The organism is Pseudomonas sp. 910_23 (assembly GCF_052850795.1).
In genome coordinates this window covers 14,521-33,369 of the sequence record NZ_VXCZ01000014.1, presented here as the reverse complement: position 1 = coordinate 33,369, position 18,849 = coordinate 14,521, and the positions used below count along the sequence as shown (strand labels likewise).

General features: G+C 57.1%; 8 protein-coding genes. 6 read left to right on the top strand and 2 right to left on the bottom strand.

Going from position 1 to position 18,849, the window contains the following annotated elements; genetic code table 11:
• Nucleotides 1–53 precede the first annotated feature (53 nt).
• Nucleotides 54–5,090 carry a hypothetical protein gene (locus FW800_RS17465; protein ID WP_446438114.1) on the bottom strand — a complete coding sequence of 1,679 codons (5,037 nt, stop codon included), beginning with the start codon at nucleotides 5,088–5,090 and terminating at the stop codon, nucleotides 54–56.
• A 451-nt stretch (nucleotides 5,091–5,541) separates the two neighbouring features.
• On the opposite strand from FW800_RS17465, the gene FW800_RS17460 reads away from it, so the two are divergent.
• From FW800_RS17460 to FW800_RS17450, 3 genes are all read left to right on the top strand, one after another.
• Nucleotides 5,542–6,963, top strand: a complete 1,422-nt coding sequence (locus FW800_RS17460) for an amino acid permease (protein ID WP_032877579.1) — start codon at nucleotides 5,542–5,544, stop codon at nucleotides 6,961–6,963.
• A 258-nt stretch (nucleotides 6,964–7,221) separates the two neighbouring features.
• Nucleotides 7,222–9,246, top strand: a complete 2,025-nt coding sequence (locus tag FW800_RS17455) for a M3 family metallopeptidase (protein WP_446438113.1) — start codon at nucleotides 7,222–7,224, stop codon at nucleotides 9,244–9,246.
• 85 nt (nucleotides 9,247–9,331) lie between these two features.
• Nucleotides 9,332–14,521, top strand: a complete 5,190-nt coding sequence (locus FW800_RS17450; RefSeq protein ID WP_446438112.1) for a dermonecrotic toxin domain-containing protein — start codon at nucleotides 9,332–9,334, stop codon at nucleotides 14,519–14,521.
• Nucleotides 14,522–14,574: 53 nt separating this feature from the next.
• Here the strand turns inward: FW800_RS17450 and FW800_RS17445 are convergent, their stop codons facing one another.
• Nucleotides 14,575–15,699 (bottom strand): OpgC family protein, encoded by a 1,125-nt coding sequence (locus tag FW800_RS17445; protein WP_446438111.1) that lies wholly within the window; start codon nucleotides 15,697–15,699, stop codon nucleotides 14,575–14,577.
• A 222-nt stretch (nucleotides 15,700–15,921) separates the two neighbouring features.
• On the opposite strand from FW800_RS17445, the gene FW800_RS17440 reads away from it, so the two are divergent.
• Genes FW800_RS17440 through FW800_RS17430 form a run of 3 tightly spaced genes read left to right on the top strand, consistent with a single transcriptional unit; the run spans nucleotide 15,922 to nucleotide 18,825 of the window.
• A complete protein-coding gene (locus FW800_RS17440) occupies nucleotides 15,922–16,296 on the top strand; it encodes a GtrA family protein (RefSeq protein WP_103733397.1) in 375 nt (124 codons plus the stop codon).
• Entirely contained in the window at nucleotides 16,293–17,267 is a 975-nt protein-coding gene (locus tag FW800_RS17435) for a glycosyltransferase family 2 protein (protein ID WP_032877569.1), read from the top strand. The genes FW800_RS17440 and FW800_RS17435 overlap by 4 nt, the downstream gene beginning before the upstream one ends.
• Entirely contained in the window at nucleotides 17,254–18,825 is a 1,572-nt protein-coding gene (locus FW800_RS17430) for a glycosyltransferase family 39 protein (RefSeq protein ID WP_446438110.1), read from the top strand. The genes FW800_RS17435 and FW800_RS17430 overlap by 14 nt, the downstream gene beginning before the upstream one ends.
• The last annotated feature ends 24 nt before the right edge of the window (nucleotides 18,826–18,849 follow it).

Genomic DNA, 18,849 nt, shown 5'->3' with positions numbered 1-18,849 from the left:
ATCGGACTTGCCTGAAGCTTAGTCGCGGGTAGCCGGTTGGGGGGAAAATGTGTTCATGGCATCGGATATTTAATGCTGGTCTCCAGTATGTTCAGCCAGGTCGGGTCATTGGCCGGTGCCCAGCGACGGCTCACGCCATCATGGAAAAACACCATCTTGTCCTCCAGGTACCAGACGGTCATTTTTATCTTCAGTTGCCGTATATAGTCCTGCGCCGGACACGTAATGGATGCCCAGGGGTCGCAGATAGACAGGTTCGCCCAGTCGGCGCCCTGGAAATCCAGAGTCTGGGTCAAGCCCGAAGGGACCGTACCCACCACCACAAAGGTATGACCCCGGCAGTACCACACGTGAGCGACGCCACCATTGGTTCGGATCATTTCACACGCCACATGGGCCATCTGGTCACAATTGCCCGCACCGGTCTTGAGAATGACCTCGGTGTAGTTCGGGTGGCCGATCTTGCTGTATTCCCACATCACAACGGGTTCAGCTTCTTGCAGTCGCAGGATTTCAGCCGGGGTCGCCCCGACGACGTTGTTGGATCTCAGGCCGGTTCTATCCACCACCGCCTGGGTGCTGACGTTGGCTTGCTCTGCGAGGTATTTATTGAGCGGGCTACCCGTGGCGGAGCTGGGTGGCCAGATGTCCAGTTGCACCGGCCGCGAGACCACATTGATATCCAGGCGCCTTCCCTCGTCCGAGGCGTTAAGCAGCAGTTCCCGCTGCTTGATGACCCTCAGGGTGCTGGCCTTTTTGCGGATATTTTCGATTTTTTTCGGCAAAAACCCGCGCTTGTTCAACTGTCGGTACAGGACTTCGAGGGTCGGCAGTGTGACCAGCGGTTGGTCGGGAATCATCCCGCCGGCTTGCAAGAACTGCATTTTGGTGTCGCAGTAGGCCCTGATCAGCGCTGTATCGTCGCCGCCTTGGCTGAAATCCAATTGCTGGAATTGCAAGGTGTCGGCGCCGCTGGGCGTTGCGTTTGTCCGGTAAAAAACACCCACATCGGGCTCGGCCACCCAGTAAGGTGTTGTCGTGTTGGGTAGGGTGATCTCCAGCGCCCGAAGGGTTCTGCGGTCATTGATGAGGTTCACCAGCCCATCGATTTCAACGACTTGGGTTTTACGGGTGAGCAGGTTGTCCAGGTCGTCTTCGGGCAAGCCGAACTGCGGCTCGCTGTCAATGCGCCTGCCGCTGACCTGCTGTTGGTAGATCAACGCTGAAGGTTGGGGGTGAGGGGTCAGCTCGAAGCCGTCGAAGTCCGGGGTGACATCATGCACGTTTCGGTAATAAACCAACTGGCGTTTGTTGCCGCCGATCATCGGCGCCGGCTGGATGCGAATATGGTCGAGCGCCTGGACTCGACGTTTATGAATCGAATCCTTAAAGGCGTACAGCCTTTTGGTGAAACAGATGAGGGGCACCCCCGGGCTGCGCTTTGCTCTGCCGACGGGGCAGACCGAGTCGAAGTGGTCGGTGAGCTTGGCATGGGCCTCTGAGGTGAGTTCGTCCAGCTGGCTGGGGTGTTTATGGGACAAACGCCAGACGCGGCCTTGGTCCAACAAGTCGGTCGCGTCGGCGCGTTGAATGAGCAAGGGCGCCGTGTCAAAAAAGGGCTCTACAACGAGCACCTTGTAGCCGTCGGCGAAGCTGACCGGTGTGACGGCCATCGTGGTGTCCAGTTGCAAACCTTCCAGCGCGGGACCGTACGGCCTTGCACTGAAGGGGTCAAAGGCATGCCAGGCGTTGGCGCGCCTGATCGCCAACAGAGGCGTCAGCCCCTCAGGGTGCATCAGAACGCCAGGCCTGACGTCGGCGCGGTTGATCAGCCGGGCGTAATCCATCGGCGTCCCATGGGCCAGACGTTGCTGGGCATGACGCAGTGCGCCCGCCAGTGCCCGCTGGCCTGAGTGGTTTAACCTGGCCAGGCCATAGGCCGTCAGGCGCACCAACGATGGCACCGCCTCCAGTGGGTTGAGCAACTCATTGATAAAGGTGGCGCTGAGTCTGGTCAGTTGCAGCAGTTTCAAGTAGGCCGGTGCGGGCTTGATCAGGCGGCCCCAGCCGCTGGTAATGAAGCCTTTGGTCGGCATGATCAGGCCAAGCATGTCGAAGAAACAGCCCAGTGTGCCATCGAGCACGCGTTTGATTTCCCCGGAGGCGAGGTCATGGCCGCAGGTCCAGAAGGGTATGAAGCCCAGCAGCGCCTCTAACAACTGCTCGCTGTTTTTTTTTCGCTCTTCAAGGGTGGTCAAGCCTTTGGCCTGGACCACCCAGGTATCGATATCGATGAAAAAGTGGTGATTGACGATGGTGCTCGCCAACGTGAGGTTTCTTGGCGAGTCGAACACCAGCGGACTAGCAATGGCCGGGAGCCCCTCGAAATGCCAGAGTTGATCCACGATAACGGTGCAATACCTTCCAGGTGTGGGTGGGGTGCCTTTGAAGTAGGCATCCTCATCAATGGCCAGGCGACTGCCCTCATGCAAATACGCGATCGGTCGTGTGCTGTGGGGGGAGCCGGTGGTGACTTTGAGCGGGCGGCCTCCCAGTTCCAGGATGGCGGGAAGGCGGGTGTTTTGTTGCACTTGATTGAGCAGGGGAAACAGTTCGTAGTCATGGACGGTGTTGACTGCCGTACAACGCAGGATGAAGCCGAACCGGCCGGTACGGGCCATTTTCTCTCCGGGCCCTTCCTCGATCTGCGGCTTGCTGGCTGCTTGCCTCACCACGAGCAGTTGTACCGCCCCCTCGTGCAAGCGCTTGCGGTCGGCCAGTGGTAACTGCGACAGCAGGTAACTGATTGCTCGGATATACGCCTCCTTGAGTCTTTGCGTGTAAGCACCAGCGGCCTCGCTGAACAGCGCGTTGACATCGCGCAACTGGCCAAAGTTTTTTTTCAGCAGGGTGAGGTCGAGTTCGGGGTCGGTTGAGCGCCATTTATCGTCAATGGGTTGCAGGTGGCCGCCCATATGCAGATCCGCCAACGACTGAAGCTTTACGCCCGTGGTCGGTCTGTAGGAGGGGAGCCGAAAGGGGCCTTGTCCTTCTTGCAGGCATTTTTTCTTCAGCCTGCGGTGGTTGGGGAAGACGCGTTTAAGGTCCCTCAAGGCCAGGCTGCGGCGCGTGATGAGCCTGCTGCGCAAGGTTTCGGCTGCGTCGTGCAAAGTCTTTATACGGGCCTTCAGGCGCTCTTTGATGGCGTCGAGTTCATCGGTTCGATAGGTCTGTGCAGGTCGCAGTTCGCCGTGGACGATTGCCCAGTCGATCAGAGTGGCGGTGGCGTAATGCTCGCGCCACAAGCGTTCCTGGTCCGTCGCCGGCTCCTGGATGGCAAGCGCGATGATGTCGCTGAACGCCAGCTGTCGTGTTGACCCGCAGGCGAGCTCTTCTGCCAGCATCACGCCTTGTTTGAACAGCATCCAGGCGTGGGAAGTCATGAAGTACAGCGAATCAGGGATGCCTTGCACCAAAAACTCCGGTGCGACACCCGCCAGCAACAGGTGTGCGGCCAACCCCGTGGTTTGAGGAGTAGCAACACCAGCCGCAATCAGGTGCAGCTCAAGTGAGCGGCGCAGGTCTGCATAACGATGCCCATGGTAATCGCTGTGGTTCAGGTTCAGGCCGGCGAGGGTGTATCGCGCTTGTGCGGCCTGCGGGTCGAGACTGAGGATCAGCGCGGCAAGGACCAATGTGTCTCGACTGGCGTTGCTGGTCGTTTCACCGGGGGCGTGTCCAAACCAGCCCACGGCGCCAAGCAACGAATCGGCCAGCTTCTGCGCACGGGGAGCGGCAAGCAGTTGTTGCAGTTGTTCATCCGGTGGCCCGGGCGGCAGATCGGCAGCCAGCAGGTTGAACAAACCGGAGCTGGGTTGTGGGACAAACGTGGCGCTGATATGGATCACCTTGGCGCGTTGTTCGGTTGAAAGGGTCAGCGCACCCGGTAGTGGCATACCCAGGGCTTCCCAGTAATTGCCCTGCTGGGGGCTAGCGAGCCGGGTGGTTTCGAGGCGTTGTCGATACTGCCGCAAGGCGACGTCGGAATGCGCCAGATCACTCACGGGCGGCACCGTCACCGGTTCGCTGCGCTGCAGTTGTTCCATCAGCTCCCAGGCCGCCTCGCGATTATCCGGCAACGGCAGGTCGTGCAAGCTGAGCAACTGTGCGAGGCTGAATTGGCCGTCCTGATGGACGAACAGGTTCATGGCCGCAGCGCAGGCTTGCAAGCGTTCAAGGCGATCGCCCAGCGGCAGCTGCGACAGTTGTTCATGGCTGATGTCTACCCGTTGACCCCAGGGGCCGGCGCCTCTGATCGAGTGTTGCTGGTGGTCAAATTCGTACAGGCCTTGGGTCAGTGCATCGGGGCGAGTCAAGGCGAGAAACTGCGGATGCTCAGTGATCTCCCCGAGTAACGTTGCGGCGGTCTGCATGGTCACGGCCCAGAACGAGCCGCCAGCCAGGGGGAAACGGCAGCGGTACACACTCAACAGGTTGAATGTGTGTTCGTTCAGGTCGTCTTCGATGATCTGTGCATGCAGTGCATTGGCTGCCGCGTGCAGATCCTGATTCAGTCGCTCGAACGCGTCCGCGAGCGCAGGTTCGGTCCTACCCAGTGCGTCAATCAGCACGCCGCGTTGGGCAAGCGTAGTCGGTTGGGGGTAGCCGTGGAACCGCAGCACCTGACGGGCGCTCAGTGACAGGTTTGCGGCAGGGTAGGCCAGGCCGATGGCATCCGGGTCGATGATCAGGGCGATGGCCCGAATGGGCGGCGCGAGCTGCTGCCAGCCGCTGGCGTCCTCATAGGTGAAGGTGGCACCGTTGGCATACAGAGTGCCGTTGCGCACGTTCACTTCCATCGGGTTGAAACGCCGCTGCCCGGCCCAGGCCACGAAAGAGGGGTGGCCGAGGGCTTGGCGATAGAGCACAAGCCAGCAGCCGAGTGCACAGTGGGTCGGCACCGGGAGTGAGTCTGCGGCAGCGTAGGGTTCGGTCTTGAGGTGTGCAATTAGGGTGTCCAGCATTTGCCGATCGCCGTCCTGACGCTGGGATGGAGTCGGCTGCTCATGCCGGGTGGTCAATTCAGTCATCCATGAAGTCTCGTTGAAGGTAATGACAGAGCGTGCCGGTTGCGGGCGCAGTCTTCACCGGGACCTTTCGCCTTTTTCCATAGTTTGTATCGCTATGGCGTGAAAGCCTTGAGATAGAGCCCCTCGCAGTGACCATTGGGCGATGGTAGGGGCATGACGATGCACCCTGGCTGTGCAATACTCGCCGCCGTTTCGCCCCGTGGCCTTTCACGCGGGATCAGCTAATGCCCCTCCATAAACCGGCTTTTTCCCGCGAGGTACCGCTGAAATTGGCGTGTTTTATAGTGAAAGGCCCTGTGTCGAGGTTTTTATACTGCACGGCCCGCTGATCTTGCCTGGCAAGAAGGGTCCGTCCATGAGGCGGCCCCGGTTTCGACAAGGGCACAGGCTTACCGGCCTGCACCCCGCAAACTCGACGGACAATCCAATAACAAAATGAGGTTGTACCTTTATGCCAGTCGGCAACCCACTGCCCCATGGCGAGACCGCTCAAGGCGGCCCGCTCAAACGCGAACTCGGTGAACGGCATATTCGCCTGATGGCCCTTGGCGCCTGTATCGGTGTCGGCCTGTTCCTTGGTTCGGCCAAGGCCATTGAAATGGCCGGCCCGGCGATCATGCTCTCGTACATCATTGGCGGCCTGGCGATCCTGGTGATCATGCGCGCCCTCGGCGAAATGGCGGTGCACAACCCTGTCGCCGGCTCGTTCAGTCGTTACGCCCAAGACTATCTCGGCCCCTTGGCGGGCTTTCTCACCGGCTGGAACTATTGGTTCCTGTGGCTGGTGACCTGCGTGGCGGAAATCACCGCCGTGGCCGTGTACATGGGCGTCTGGTTTCCCGACACCCCACGCTGGATCTGGGCCCTGGCGGCGTTGATCAGCATGGGCACGATCAACCTGATCGCGGTCAAGGCGTTCGGTGAGTTCGAGTTCTGGTTCGCGCTGATCAAGATCGTCACCATCATTGCCATGGTCATCGGCGGCGTCGGCATCATCGCGTTTGGTTTTGGCAATGACGGCGTGGCGCTGGGCATTTCCAACCTGTGGGCCCACGGCGGCTTTATGCCCAATGGCATCACGGGAGTGTTGATGTCCTTGCAGATGGTGATGTTCGCCTACCTGGGCGTGGAGATGATCGGCCTGACCGCTGGTGAAGCGAAGAACCCGCAGAAGACCATTCCCAGTGCCATCGGCTCGGTGTTCTGGCGCATCCTGCTGTTCTACGTGGGGGCGTTGTTTGTGATCCTGTCGATCTACCCATGGAATGAAATCGGCACCCAGGGCAGCCCATTCGTGATGACCTTCGAGCGTCTGGGCATCAAGACCGCTGCGGGCATCATCAACTTCGTGGTGATCACCGCCGCGCTGTCGTCCTGCAACGGCGGCATCTTCAGCACCGGGCGTATGCTCTACAGCCTGGCGCAGAACGGCCAGGCACCTGCCACCTTCGGCACCACGTCGAGCAACGGCGTACCGCGCAAGGCGTTGCTGTTGTCGATCTTCGTACTGTTGCTGGGTGTGCTGCTCAATTACATGGTCCCGGAAAAAGTCTTTGTGTGGGTCACTTCCATTGCCACGTTCGGCGCGATCTGGACCTGGCTGATGATCCTGCTGGCCCAGCTCAAGTTCCGCAAAAGCCTGAGCCCGGCCGAGGCGGCTAGCCTCAAGTACCGCATGTGGTTGTACCCGGTCAGTTCCTACCTGGCGCTGGCGTTCCTGGTGATGGTGGTGGGGCTGATGGCGTACTTCCCCGATACCCGTGTGGCACTGTATGTGGGCCCGGTGTTCCTGGTGGTGTTGACCGTGCTGTTCTACGTGTTCAGGTTGCAGCCAAAGACCGTCGCTCAAGGGACGGTGCGTTCCGCGTCCTGATGTGTGTCTTGTGACAAAAAGCCCCACCCCGCTCTACCGCGGGGTGGGGCTTTTGACCGCCGTATTCTCTGCACGATCCTCTATTTGCGGTGAGGTGCCTGCCGCCCCTGGGGCCTGATATCGCGAGCACTGTGGCTGTGTATAACGCGGGGCATCCGGTTACGCGCGTTATCGCTTTGCTCTTATCTATCTACCCCTCCAACGATAATTCATTCCCTAGGCTGGCTGCTTCGACAGCAACCTTTGAAGAGTGACTTCATGCCTGAAAGAAACCCTCTGCTACTGCCCTACGACTTGCCACCGTTCTCTGCCATCAGAGCAGAACACTTGGTTCCCGCCATTGAGCAAATCATCGCTGATAGCCGCAACACCACCGCCACGATCATAGCCAGCCAGTCGTTATTCCCCACGTGGGACGACCTGGTGCAAGCAGTGGAAGAGCTGGAGGCACGCCTGGACGGCTTTCTCAAAATCATTGAGTTGCTTGACTCCGTTCCCCAGGGGCCGACATGGAAGCTGGCATCACATCGCAGTTATGAGCTTGCAAGGCAGTACTGCGCCGAGCTGGCCGCGAACAATGATCTGTACCAGCTTCACCGACAACTTGCCGATAGCCCGCCCGCAGCCCTTTTCAATCAACAGCGCCACAGTGCATTGCATAAAATACTGCGCAAGTACCAGTTGGCGGGTCTTGATCTTTCGCCTGAGAATCAACGACGGCTCAAAACGTTGAACCTGCAAATCGAGGAGTTCAGCCAAGAGTTCCTGCGGCGTGTGAAAGACTCCGGCGACGCATGGCGTAAGCACATTCAAGATAAGGCGATGCTCAGTGGGTTGCCTGGCGCGACCCTGGCACGCATGGAGGCCGCGGCTCGGGACGCAGGCCTGGATGGCTGGTTATTAACCCTTTCCGAGCAGTCCTTTCAGGAGGTGATGAGCTACGCCGACCATCGAGCCTTGCGCCAGGAAATGATGGTGGCTTACTACAGCCGTGCCGTGGGCACCGGTCCCGACGACATTGCCACCGACAATGAACCGGTTCTGACAGTGTTGCTCGACAGCCGTCACCAGAAAGCACAATTGCTCGGCTATGCCAACTTCGCCGAACTGGCGTTGGTGGAGCAAATGGCGCAGACGACCGATGAGGTCACTGCATTTCTTTATCAGCAGATTGATCGGGCACGCACGACATTTGCCCATGAGGCACAACAACTGCAACGCTATGCCGCGCAACGTGGGGTCGATGCGCTCGAACCCTGGGATTACAACTATTATGCGGAAAAGATTCGCCAGGACGTGGCGGGTGTCTCCCAAGACGCCGTGCGCAAATACTTCCCACTGGAAACGGTGCTGCAACGCTTGTGCGCGTTCACCAAAACGCTGTTCGGCGTTGAGCTGATTGAACAAACCACCGTCGATACCTGGCACCCGGATGTGCGGGTATTTGAACTCAGGGAGTACGCCGAGCCCATTGGGTATTTGTTCATTGACCCTTATCGTCGCCTGGCGGGCGGCGAGATTGGCGCTGCCTCAGGTTTGCGCGATCACCGGATGACCGCCGAGGGGCGTCCACAACGGCCTATAGCCGTGCTGCGCAGCCAGTTGCCACGACCGACAGCGACCCAGCCTTGCTTGCTGGATCACTTGCAATTGAGGGTCTTATTGCATGAATTCGGCCACTGCCTGCAGCACCTGTTGACCGCCGCCCCCTACCGGGCGATTTCCGGTATGGGCCAATTAGGCCATGATACGACGGAGTTTTTCGGCCAGGTGCTGGAGCAATTCTGCTTTACTGCGTCGTTCCTGGTCTGGCTATCCGGCCATTTCCAGACAGGAGATCCCTTGCCTGACGATATGGCCACTCAAATGAGCCGATTTGCTCACACCCAGACCAGTCAGGAAACCGCCAGTATTTTGCTCACGGGTCTCGTCGACTTTGAGCTGCACCGTACCTACGGCGACGGGCGTACACCTCATGAGGTTTTCACCCATGCCAACAGTGAAATCGGGCATTTGCAGTGGCCTGATGGCACCCGCCCGATCAACAGTTTCGAACAACCGATGGGTAGCTATGGGGCTAAGATGTATTCCTACAAGTGGTCTGGTGTCTTGGCCCGCCAGGCTTTTGAACCGTTTGAGCGTGATGGCCTGTTCAACCCGGAGACCGGGAAAGCCTTCCGGGACGCGTTCATTACTGAGGGCGATACCGGTACGCTGTCGAGCGCACTTGCGCTTTTTCGGGGGGACGGCGTGGGATGTGTCGGGCATTCCACCGGGGCATGAAGCGCTGGTGCATATGTAGCCCCTCGGCTGAAACTTGAAACGCCAGAGTGATCTTCAGCAGCCAATCCGGCACGGAGAGCACTCGATGAGCACTGACACCCCACCGTATTTTTTCAGCGAAACCCAAACAGATCGCACGCAGCTAAGCGAGCGCCAACGCTCACGCAACTTTACCCTCAAGGACCTTGACTGGTTCGACTCGGTCTATCTGGCCACCGATGCTTTGCGGCGGGCGCACAAAGCGCCGATGCACGTCCAAACCCTGCAACTGAATGTGCTTGGTCAACCGGCTATTGAATTGGCGGGTGCATTCGTCATGAGCCCCGCCCCAGAAGGCGGGGTTGTTCTCTATACACCCGCTCGTGGTCTGGAAAAGCTGGAAAGCCATGAAATCCTCAAGACGCAACTGAAGTCGTGGCTCAAAGACTCGTCGCAGCGCCAAGCGTTGCTTGATTACCTTTCCATCTCCCAGCAAGTCACCCTGACGCCTACTGCAACCCTGACGATTACCGAACATACCGTGGCTGGCGCTGTCTTCGAAGCACAACATGCGACCCTCTCCAATAACCTGCTCGAAAATGCTCGTTTGATGCGCGAGGAGCTGCTCAAGCTGCCCAGTTTCACTTCTCTGCTGGATGAATACATTTCCTCTAAGTTGGCGCAGTCTTTTACGGGGGGCGATCAGCGCCAAATCCAAGTGCAGAGTTATGTCATCGACGCATCCAGCGAATCAGGCAATTCTGATTCGCCAACGTCCCGACACACGACCACCCGCTCCTTGAGCGAAACTGTCCTCAGGTATTTTGTCGCCAATGGCTGGCCTGTGGGTGAAACCCGGCGCTACCACAACCCCCAGCAGCCTACTCAGGAAGCTGATGATCAGTTGCGTTGGGACGTATCAGTCCAGGGATTGGCCCAGGGCTTGAAAGCATATATGAAGCAACAGCCCAAGACATTTTGGACGCTGCCGGCCGCCGCTGGGTTCTCACGGCTACAACTTTTTACCAACGCCATGGCCAATGCCTTTTTCACGGTGGCGCTGGAGCAACAACAGCAAACTACGATTACGGTTGAGCAGCGTCTGCAACTACAGGCCTTGCCGCTCAAGGCTGCGCTGCCTGCGACAACGCTTGCTCCTGCGATCGATGTTGAAAAGGCACTGCTGATTGAGCCCGAACAGACCCCCGCCGAGCTGGCAGGCACACTTATCATCAGTAGTAACAAAAGCGACAATGGCTCGCCCTGGCTGCTCTATACCCCCCTCCAGGGCCTGCGATCGTTTACCGATCTGAGCGCCCTGAAAACCCACCTTCTCGATAGTCTCAACCCCCGGCAGCATGCCGATGCCTGGAGAAAGCATCTGTCCAGGCCGGAACGCTATAACGAAGTCGACCTGCTGGCCTGCGAAGTCACCAAAGGCCCCATCACCGGGGTTATTTTCCAACGCATCATGGAGGGCATCATTGAAAAACAAGGTCGCAACCTTGAATACGCCCTCGATCAGTATCGCCTGAGCCAGGGCACGATGGACCTCGATGCCCTGGTTGATCATGTGCTGGATGTACGTGGAATGATTGATCCAACATTACTGACCTTCGAACCCATGGGGCGTTGGAGTACCCAGTTGACAGAGACCTGGACGGCGACGGTGACTGAACCCAGGATTCCACCAACGCTTGCTGCAATGCGCACAACGGTGCATTTACTCGAAAACGTCACTGCCGAAATCGAACAACACCTATCGTTTCGCCCCTCGCTGGAGCGTTCCGTTATCACCTATCTCAATACCAAACTGTACGCTATCAAGCAGCAAGAGTTGCAGGCCGCGTGCCTCTCGGTACGCCAATACAGCAACCCTTCAAATGGCACTGACAAACCTCAACTGCTCTCATCGAGCAGTATGGTCAACTATTTTCTGGCGCGCTTATGTGGCGAAGTGGGTCCACTCATCGATCCGCTTAACACTCACGTCTATTCAACCCCTCCTGGCAAACCCGCCACCAAGGTCTCAGGTATGGACGCCGCTACCTTCAATACGCTGATCAACAGTGCAGTCGGTGGGTTTAAACAGTACCTGCGTAGAACCCACAGCGTGTCCCCCAACATGCAGCCCTTGCTGAGAAAGGCAATGGAGATGGGCTTGACAGGGGAAGTGCAAGTCAGGCTTTGGAACAACGCTTTATTGCCCCTCGACTACGAAGTGCTTTTGACCGTGTTAGGTATTTACGCCAGAGACTTACGCCCTGGCGTCAATGGGTTCCGCCCTGATGCGTTTTCTTTGCAGGTCGTACCGACTGGGCAGAATACCCCGCTGGTACTCAATAACTGTTTCGTGCTGACCGAGCGCGGCGGGCTTGATCTTCGATATTCGGGCCGCACGCTGCTGTGGACGCCCGCGTTGGGCCTGGAAAGCTTCTCCTCATTGAATGACTTCAAAGCAGAGATGGATCGACGCCTGGCAATCCCGAACGAGCGACAGGCTTTCCTGGCGAACCTGGCGCCACCGGACTGGGAGGCACAACCGAGCTATGCATTCAGTTCCCTTGAACTGATCGAAGACAACCTCGTTGAGCACTTGCAACGAACCTACGCTCAACAAAAAGACCGTGAACTGGCGCAAATCCTGTCCATGCAGCTATCGGTCGATCAGTTGCGTAAGCTCTGGCAGGTTCAAGCCACACAAAGCCTGGCGCCCACCAACGTGCAGCGTGCCAAGGACATGGTCCAGGCCATGATCCAGCAACAGGGTTTGCAATGGTTGGGCAAAGCCCATGCTGTGGATCAACAGCTGTACGTCGAATTGCTGGAGCAGTATCGAAACAACGTCACCGACCATCAGGATTACCTGCACGGGATCGACTCACTGGCTCAGTTCACGCTCAAGAAACTCAGCACGTTACTCAAGGACCTTGACGATCAGGACAGCGTCACACCTGATGAAATCGAAGTCGGGCTACCGGCGCAGGGCACTACGCCTGCCCGCAATCAGTCCCTGCTGGACTACGCCTTGAGTCATCAGTCGTATTGGAAGGATGAGGTGCCCTTCTTCGCCAGCACCGGTACAACTCCGTTGCCATCCACCCTGGATGCGCAGACGCTGAAAACGCGGATACAGGCGTTGAACATCAACGCGGCTTACCAAACGTACATCAAGTCCTTCCTGGGCCCAGCCAGCCCGGACTTTGAGCAACGCTATACGCGATTCGCCAAGCAACTGCCGTGGCAATTGATGCAATACGCTCACGGCATGAGGTTGCAAGACCAGCTTTCACCGACGGCCTTCGGGCTCATTCAACAGATCATGGATATGCCCGATGCGATCGCCCGTGCGACAGTAGTGAATGCCAACGCCATGATCCGCCCTCTGGAACTGCTGGTGGATGACGGGAAGAAAACCATCAAGATTCCCGGGGCTTATTTGATCGGCTCCGCCTCCGGTGACGAGGGGCCTCAAATCCTTTATGCCCCCTATAGTCCAGGCTACACCCTCAAGGAATATACCGTTGAGGCCGCACTCCGTGCTGAGTTGACAGCCGCCGGCGCCTTACAGCGTTGGGTTCGGCTGGGGGTCCCGGCCGTTGACCAAGCGGCACTGACAAGCGCACTGGAGCAACCCCTGGCCAGCACCACCCTGCAGCTGGCAAGCAACCCCATCAACACGCCGCTGTTCAAACAGCTGTTCACCGACAATGTCGAGCTGCTGACAACGCTGCTGGGCTGCCAAAAAGCCGCTGATGCAGGCACTGCCTGGGATACGGCCAAGGCCGTGTTCTCTGAGGGCGTGCAGGCGGCCACTGTATTTTTTGCCGGCAAACTGGCCTACCCCCTGGTGGTCTGGCAGAGCTATAAACTGTTCAAGGCTTCTGCCGAGGAGCTGCAAAGCCACCAGTGGCATGAGGCACTGGGGCATTTCATCAGTGGTGTCGCCTTGCTGGCCGGTTTGAGCGATTCCATGCCTCCCGTATCAGAGGGCGGCATGCCCCCGGCACCCGAGCCTATCCCGCCGCCTTCCACACCTGCGACCTCTGTGGTGTCCTGGCCCGCGCTGGACATTACCGCTGCTTCCCGCACCCGGCTCCAGCGTTTCGAAGTCCTTGAGCCGAGCTTGGCCAGCCTGATCAAAGACACCTCACTCAACCTTTACCGGTCGGCCTCCAACCATTACTACGCGGCGGTGGCAGGGAAGGTGTTCGAAGTCATCAAGCATGGCCAGGGTTGGCGCATCATCGGTGATGGCGAAGTCGGTCCTGAGGTACAGCGCAACCCTCGACAACAGTGGATGCTCAGTAGCACTGACCCATTGCTGACGGGGCGACGAGCCATTGCGCGACTGACCAATCGCTTCTACTCCGAGCCATTTGCGCGCCCCAGCATGAATATATTGGCCAGCGGGATGCGCGAGATTCGAGCGCTATACGCTCAGGAATCGTTGATGATTACCGAAGCACTGGCATTGGCCACGTTTTATACAAAGAACGCCCAGGAAAACTTGCGCCTGCTCGCACAAACGCCCCTTGCTGCACCTGAGCTCGTCAAACAGATCAAAACGTTTTTTGGTTTGCAGACACTTGAGGCCGAACACCTTGAAAAAATTCAGGAGGTCGTCGACAAGGTGTGCAGCGCGCTGATGGAGCCTTCCCTGGCCTCGCCGAACTCAACGCGATTTGTCATTGGCCGCTCGCGGATGCCGGCACTTCAGGGGGTATACAAGGTGATGGCCTTTACGATTGTCCCCGACCCCCTTCAACTGGTGTACTTGACCGAGGCATTTTTCGTCCCAGGACTGAAATACAGTCATCTGTTGATAAAGCCGTTCTACGTCAATGTCCATGCCCGTGCGACCACCCTCATTCACGAAATCACTCATCATGTGTGTGCTACGTTGGACTTGGCTTACGTGCACTCCACCCATCCCTTCCATGACTTGATTGACCCTCAAACCACTGACGGCAATAGCACTAAGACAGTGTTGGAAAACCGCCAGCTTTCAAGACTGTCGCTCACTACGCCGGTTCAGGAGCTGTTTCAGGTTGTGGACATCGCCACCGGTCTCAAGTCTGATCCGAGCCTGGGCACGTCAACGGAGCCTGTTTTTAACAGGCTGCTCGCCGCTACGGGTACGCAAACCCTCAGCGATGCCCGGCGAATGTTCCGAACCGATCCGCTTAAACGCATCATTACGGTGCTTAACAACGCCGACTCTGTCGCCTACCTGATTGCACAATTGGGACGTCGAAAAGAGCTACCTGTGAGTCCAACCAGCGATTTGCCCTGATCCGAGAGGCACATTGCCGAACGCCATGCCCCGTTCGGGCATGGCGAGGGCCTTCAGGCGGGGCTGGCCTGCTTGGGGTGGGCCAGACGCTTGTTGAACTCCAGCCAAGCGGCCAGCAGGGCCATCACGCCAGCGCCCACCAACGCAGTGAAAATCTGCATGGAGAAGGCATCACCGGCCAGGGCATTGACCATATCCGCCAATGGCGCCAGCAGTACGCCCAGGCAGAACACTTCCAGCGAATAACGCCCCATCCGGCAGGTTTGCTGTGCTGGCCAGTTTTGTGTCCACGTGCTGCCCGGCAACAGTTTGGCGGTGACATAGGCCAGGGCCAGGAAGTGCAGCAAACGTACCGGCGACAGGTCAGTCTTGCTGATCGGGTACAGCCAGTTGCTGACGGTTGCGGGCATCACCGCGTCATGAACCTCAGGCCAGAACCACGACAGTGTGATCACACCGGCGACCAGCACATATACCAGCGCCGCGACAAACCGCGGTTGGCGCAGCAAGGGCCGCGCCTCCGGGGCTCTGGGCCTCTGGCTGTAAATCGCCGCGGCGCCCCCCAGCACAAACAGCAATTGCCAGGTAACAGGGTTGAAATACCACACGCCATCGGCAATGGCGCGCAGGTTCCAGCCCATCCACGGCGCCATCAGGTATACCACCAGCGAGACACTCACCACGGCCCAGGGCGCGCGCACCATCAGCGGCAGCACCACGGACAAACCAGCCAGCAAGACGATGTACAACGGCAACGGATCCATCAGGTTGGGCTTGAAGCGCAACAGCAGTTCGTCGGTCAGTGCCTGTTGCGGGTGGGTGACGAAGTGCGTCAGGCCCATCTCCGTCACCAGGTCGCGAGTTTCTACATGGTTGTTGGCGAAGAACACGATACCCATCAGCATGGCCAGCAGGAAAATATGCACCACATACAACACCCAGGTGCGGCGCAGGATTTTCAGGCAGGCCATCCAATAACCTTCTCGCTGCATGACCTTGCCGTAGGCCAGCACCGAGGCGAACCCGGCGAGAAACACGAAGACCTCCGCCGCGTCGCTGAAGCCGAAGTTGCGCAGAGTGATCAGGCCAAGAGGGTTGTGGGGGACGTGATCCCAGAAAATGAAGATCAACGCCAGGCCCCGAAAAAAATCGATGCGCGGGTCGCGTCCGTTCAGCATGGCAGCGGGCTCTTGAACAAGTAGTTGAATGACGATAGGTGAGCGCGCGCGTTGTCGTACGCCGCACGTCGAGCGGGCGCAGGTTGGCGGTATTTGTAAGCAATTGCAAAGGTTGGATATTACTGAATGTCTCAGTTGTAGGGAAGGGCACCTGTCAACCTTGACAGTAGACGCAAAAGGCGCGCCGTGGCTTGCTAACACGCAACCGCAAAGGACGACGGTATGGCCCGGCTATGGAAAGGTTTCACTCGTTACACAGTGATCGGTGTCGCCAATACGGTGATCCATTGGCAGCTGTTTTTTATGCTGCGGGCAGGGTTTGAGTTCAGCCAGGCGCTGAGCAATCTTCTGGCATTCTGTGTGGCGGCATCCTTCTCGTTTTATGTGAATGCCTTGTTCACCTTTGACATGCCGGTTTCCCTGGGCCGCTACCTGCTGTTCATGACGTGCATGGGAGTGCTAAGCCTGGGGGTAGGTTGGCTGGGTGATCATTTGCACATGCCAGGGCTTATCACTGTGCTGGTGTTTTCACTGGTCAGCCTGCTGTGCGGTTTTCTGCTGTCACGGTGGGTGGTGTTTCGCGAGCGTGGCCAATGAAGATCTCGTTGGTGGTACCGGTGTTCAACGAGGAACAGACGGTGGCCGATTTCTACCGTGCGGTTCGGCAAGAACCGTCGTTGCAGGCCCACACCGTTGAAATCGTATTTATCAACGATGGCAGCACCGACGGTACTGCCGAAGCCGCCGAGACGCTGGCGTTGGTTGATCACGACGTAATGCTGATCAACTTCTCACGCAATTTCGGTAAGGAAGCTGCCTTGTTCGCCGGGCTGGAATACGCCACGGGCGACGCGGTGGTACCGATGGATGTGGACCTGCAGGACCCGGTGGACGTCGTCCCACGGCTGATCGCCGAGTGGCAGCGGGGCGCCGATATGGTGCTGGCCAAACGGCGCGACCGCTCCAGCGACGGTTACCTCAAGCGTAACACCGCGTCGCTGTTCTACCGTTTGCTCAACCTTATCGCCTATACCCATATCGAAGAAAACGTCGGTGACTTCCGGTTGATGGACCGCAAGGTCGTGGACGTGATCAAGGCGCTGCCGGAACAGCAACTGTTCATGAAAGGCGTGCTGTCGTGGGCGGGGTTCACGGTGGCCATCGTTGAATACGATCGTGCTCCCAGAGCTGCGGGGCAGAGCAAGTTCAACGGCTGGAAACTGTGGAACCTGGCGCTGGACGGGATTACCTCGTTCAGTACCTTGCCGTTGCGGTTGTGGAGTTATATCGGCGGCGCAATTTCGTTATTGGCGTTGGTGTATGCCGGGTTTTTGATTGTGGACAAGGTGTTGTTTGGCAATGACGTGCCGGGGTATCCGTCGTTGATGACTGCGATTTTGTTTTTGGGCGGGGTGCAACTGATTGGGATTGGGATATTGGGGGAATATATAGGGCGGATTTATATAGAGGCGAAGCATCGGCCGCGGTATGTGGTCAAAAATACCGTGCGCAGTTTGAACTTTCAGGATGCGTCAGTGCAACGGGAACGGAACCATGAAATCCGCTAGTGCGAGTGTGCAATATGTAGGCAATATAACGTACAGGGCATTGCTTCTGTTTACGGTTCTGTGTGTCGCTGGGTTGGTTCGGTTTTATCATCTTACGGACGCCTCTATTTGGTCAGATGAAGGGTTTAGCTTGATTTTGGCTACATGCTCGTTGTCGGATATTTGGTTGTTGAGCGGATTTGACGTTCATCCGCCACTTTATCATTTGATCTTGCATGGATGGATCATGTTGGTGGGGGGGGATGAGTTGGTCTGGATGCGTGGTCTAAGTGCTTCATTAGGGGTCTTGAATGTAGCATTGGGGATCTGGTTGGTGCGCTTGGTTTCTAATGGGCGAGCCGCAATTGTTGCCGGTTTGTTATTAGCACTTTTGCCAATAGCTGTACGTTATAGTCAGGACGTCCGGATGTATAGTCTGTTGGGCGTGGAGCTGACGAGTGCCACGCTGGCCTTGGTTTACTGGGTGCGTAATCCAGAGCGAGCACGTTATTTGATTGTTTATGTATTGGCCGTAGTGGCCGCATTTTATACTCATTATTTTTCCATATTTTGTGTCGGGTCCCACTGGTTATATCTCCTTCTAGTACGCTGCCGTATTTTTGGAGGACAGCGCTACGTTTTTCGCCTCGATTGGTGGATGGCGAATATAGCGATCGTATTGCTTTACATGCCGTGGGTACCCTCATTAACGAAACATATCGCCAAGGGAACGCTGGGCTGGATTCAACCGGTGACGGTTTATAGTCTGCCGTCTGCGTTCTGGCGATTTATCACCCTGAATGATGGGTTGACGTATAGTTCATTAGTTTATTGGTTGTTGCCGATAATCATAGTTTTTTTGGGGGGAGTGGTGGTGCGAGGGGATAGCAGTCATCATAAATTTGGTCTATTGATGGTGCTATGTCTGTTTTCGACCTTGTTGGGGGCAATTGGAATATCTTTGTGGACCCCACTATTTGTTGAACGCTACCTGTTTTTTGCTGCGCTGATGTTGCCGATGGTTATCGCTATTGCTCTAGTGGGAATAAAAAATAAATTAGTCTTTTCTGTGGTTTTAGGGATGTGTGTTTGTTTGGAAATTGCAGGGTTGAGGAATAATTATAATGGTTTTCATACGATGAATAACCCGTCGCGTGTGGCGGATAATAGGGTGGCTGAACTAATGGCAGATTTTAATAGTGGTGTCGCCGCTGGTGACATCTTAGCCGCAAGCGATGTCTACCTGTTTTATGCCGCTGAATATTATAGCGGGAAGTCAGTAACGGTACTGTTTTACACGCCACCGCTCAAGGAAGGTCGCTCAGGCCGTCCTGGCTTTAATGATTTTCACGCGCCCTTAATGAAGTTTAGTGATGAAATTTATCTCGATAACCTGCAAACATTGAAGAGCGCGCAACGAGTATGGTGGTTGGCTTTTGACCATGCATTTGAATCAGATGCAGCTCGTATTCCTGCAGATTGGCGCCTCCTCTGGAGTAAGGCTGCCGGAGATAATGTGCTTGCGCTCTATGTGATTTGTAGTGGCGAGCAAGCACAGTCCCAAGAGCGCTGTCGGTGAGTGATGAGAGGGTAAGGAAACAAC

Coding starts and splice junctions, on each gene's coding strand:
- FW800_RS17465 (WP_446438114.1), bottom strand. CDS start 5,090: ATGACTGAATTGACCACCCGGCATGAGCAGCCGACTCCATCCCAGCGT.
- FW800_RS17460 (WP_032877579.1), top strand. CDS start 5,542: ATGCCAGTCGGCAACCCACTGCCCCATGGCGAGACCGCTCAAGGCGGC.
- FW800_RS17455 (WP_446438113.1), top strand. CDS start 7,222: ATGCCTGAAAGAAACCCTCTGCTACTGCCCTACGACTTGCCACCGTTC.
- FW800_RS17450 (WP_446438112.1), top strand. CDS start 9,332: ATGAGCACTGACACCCCACCGTATTTTTTCAGCGAAACCCAAACAGAT.
- FW800_RS17445 (WP_446438111.1), bottom strand. CDS start 15,699: ATGCTGAACGGACGCGACCCGCGCATCGATTTTTTTCGGGGCCTGGCG.
- FW800_RS17440 (WP_103733397.1), top strand. CDS start 15,922: ATGGCCCGGCTATGGAAAGGTTTCACTCGTTACACAGTGATCGGTGTC.
- FW800_RS17435 (WP_032877569.1), top strand. CDS start 16,293: ATGAAGATCTCGTTGGTGGTACCGGTGTTCAACGAGGAACAGACGGTG.
- FW800_RS17430 (WP_446438110.1), top strand. CDS start 17,254: ATGAAATCCGCTAGTGCGAGTGTGCAATATGTAGGCAATATAACGTAC.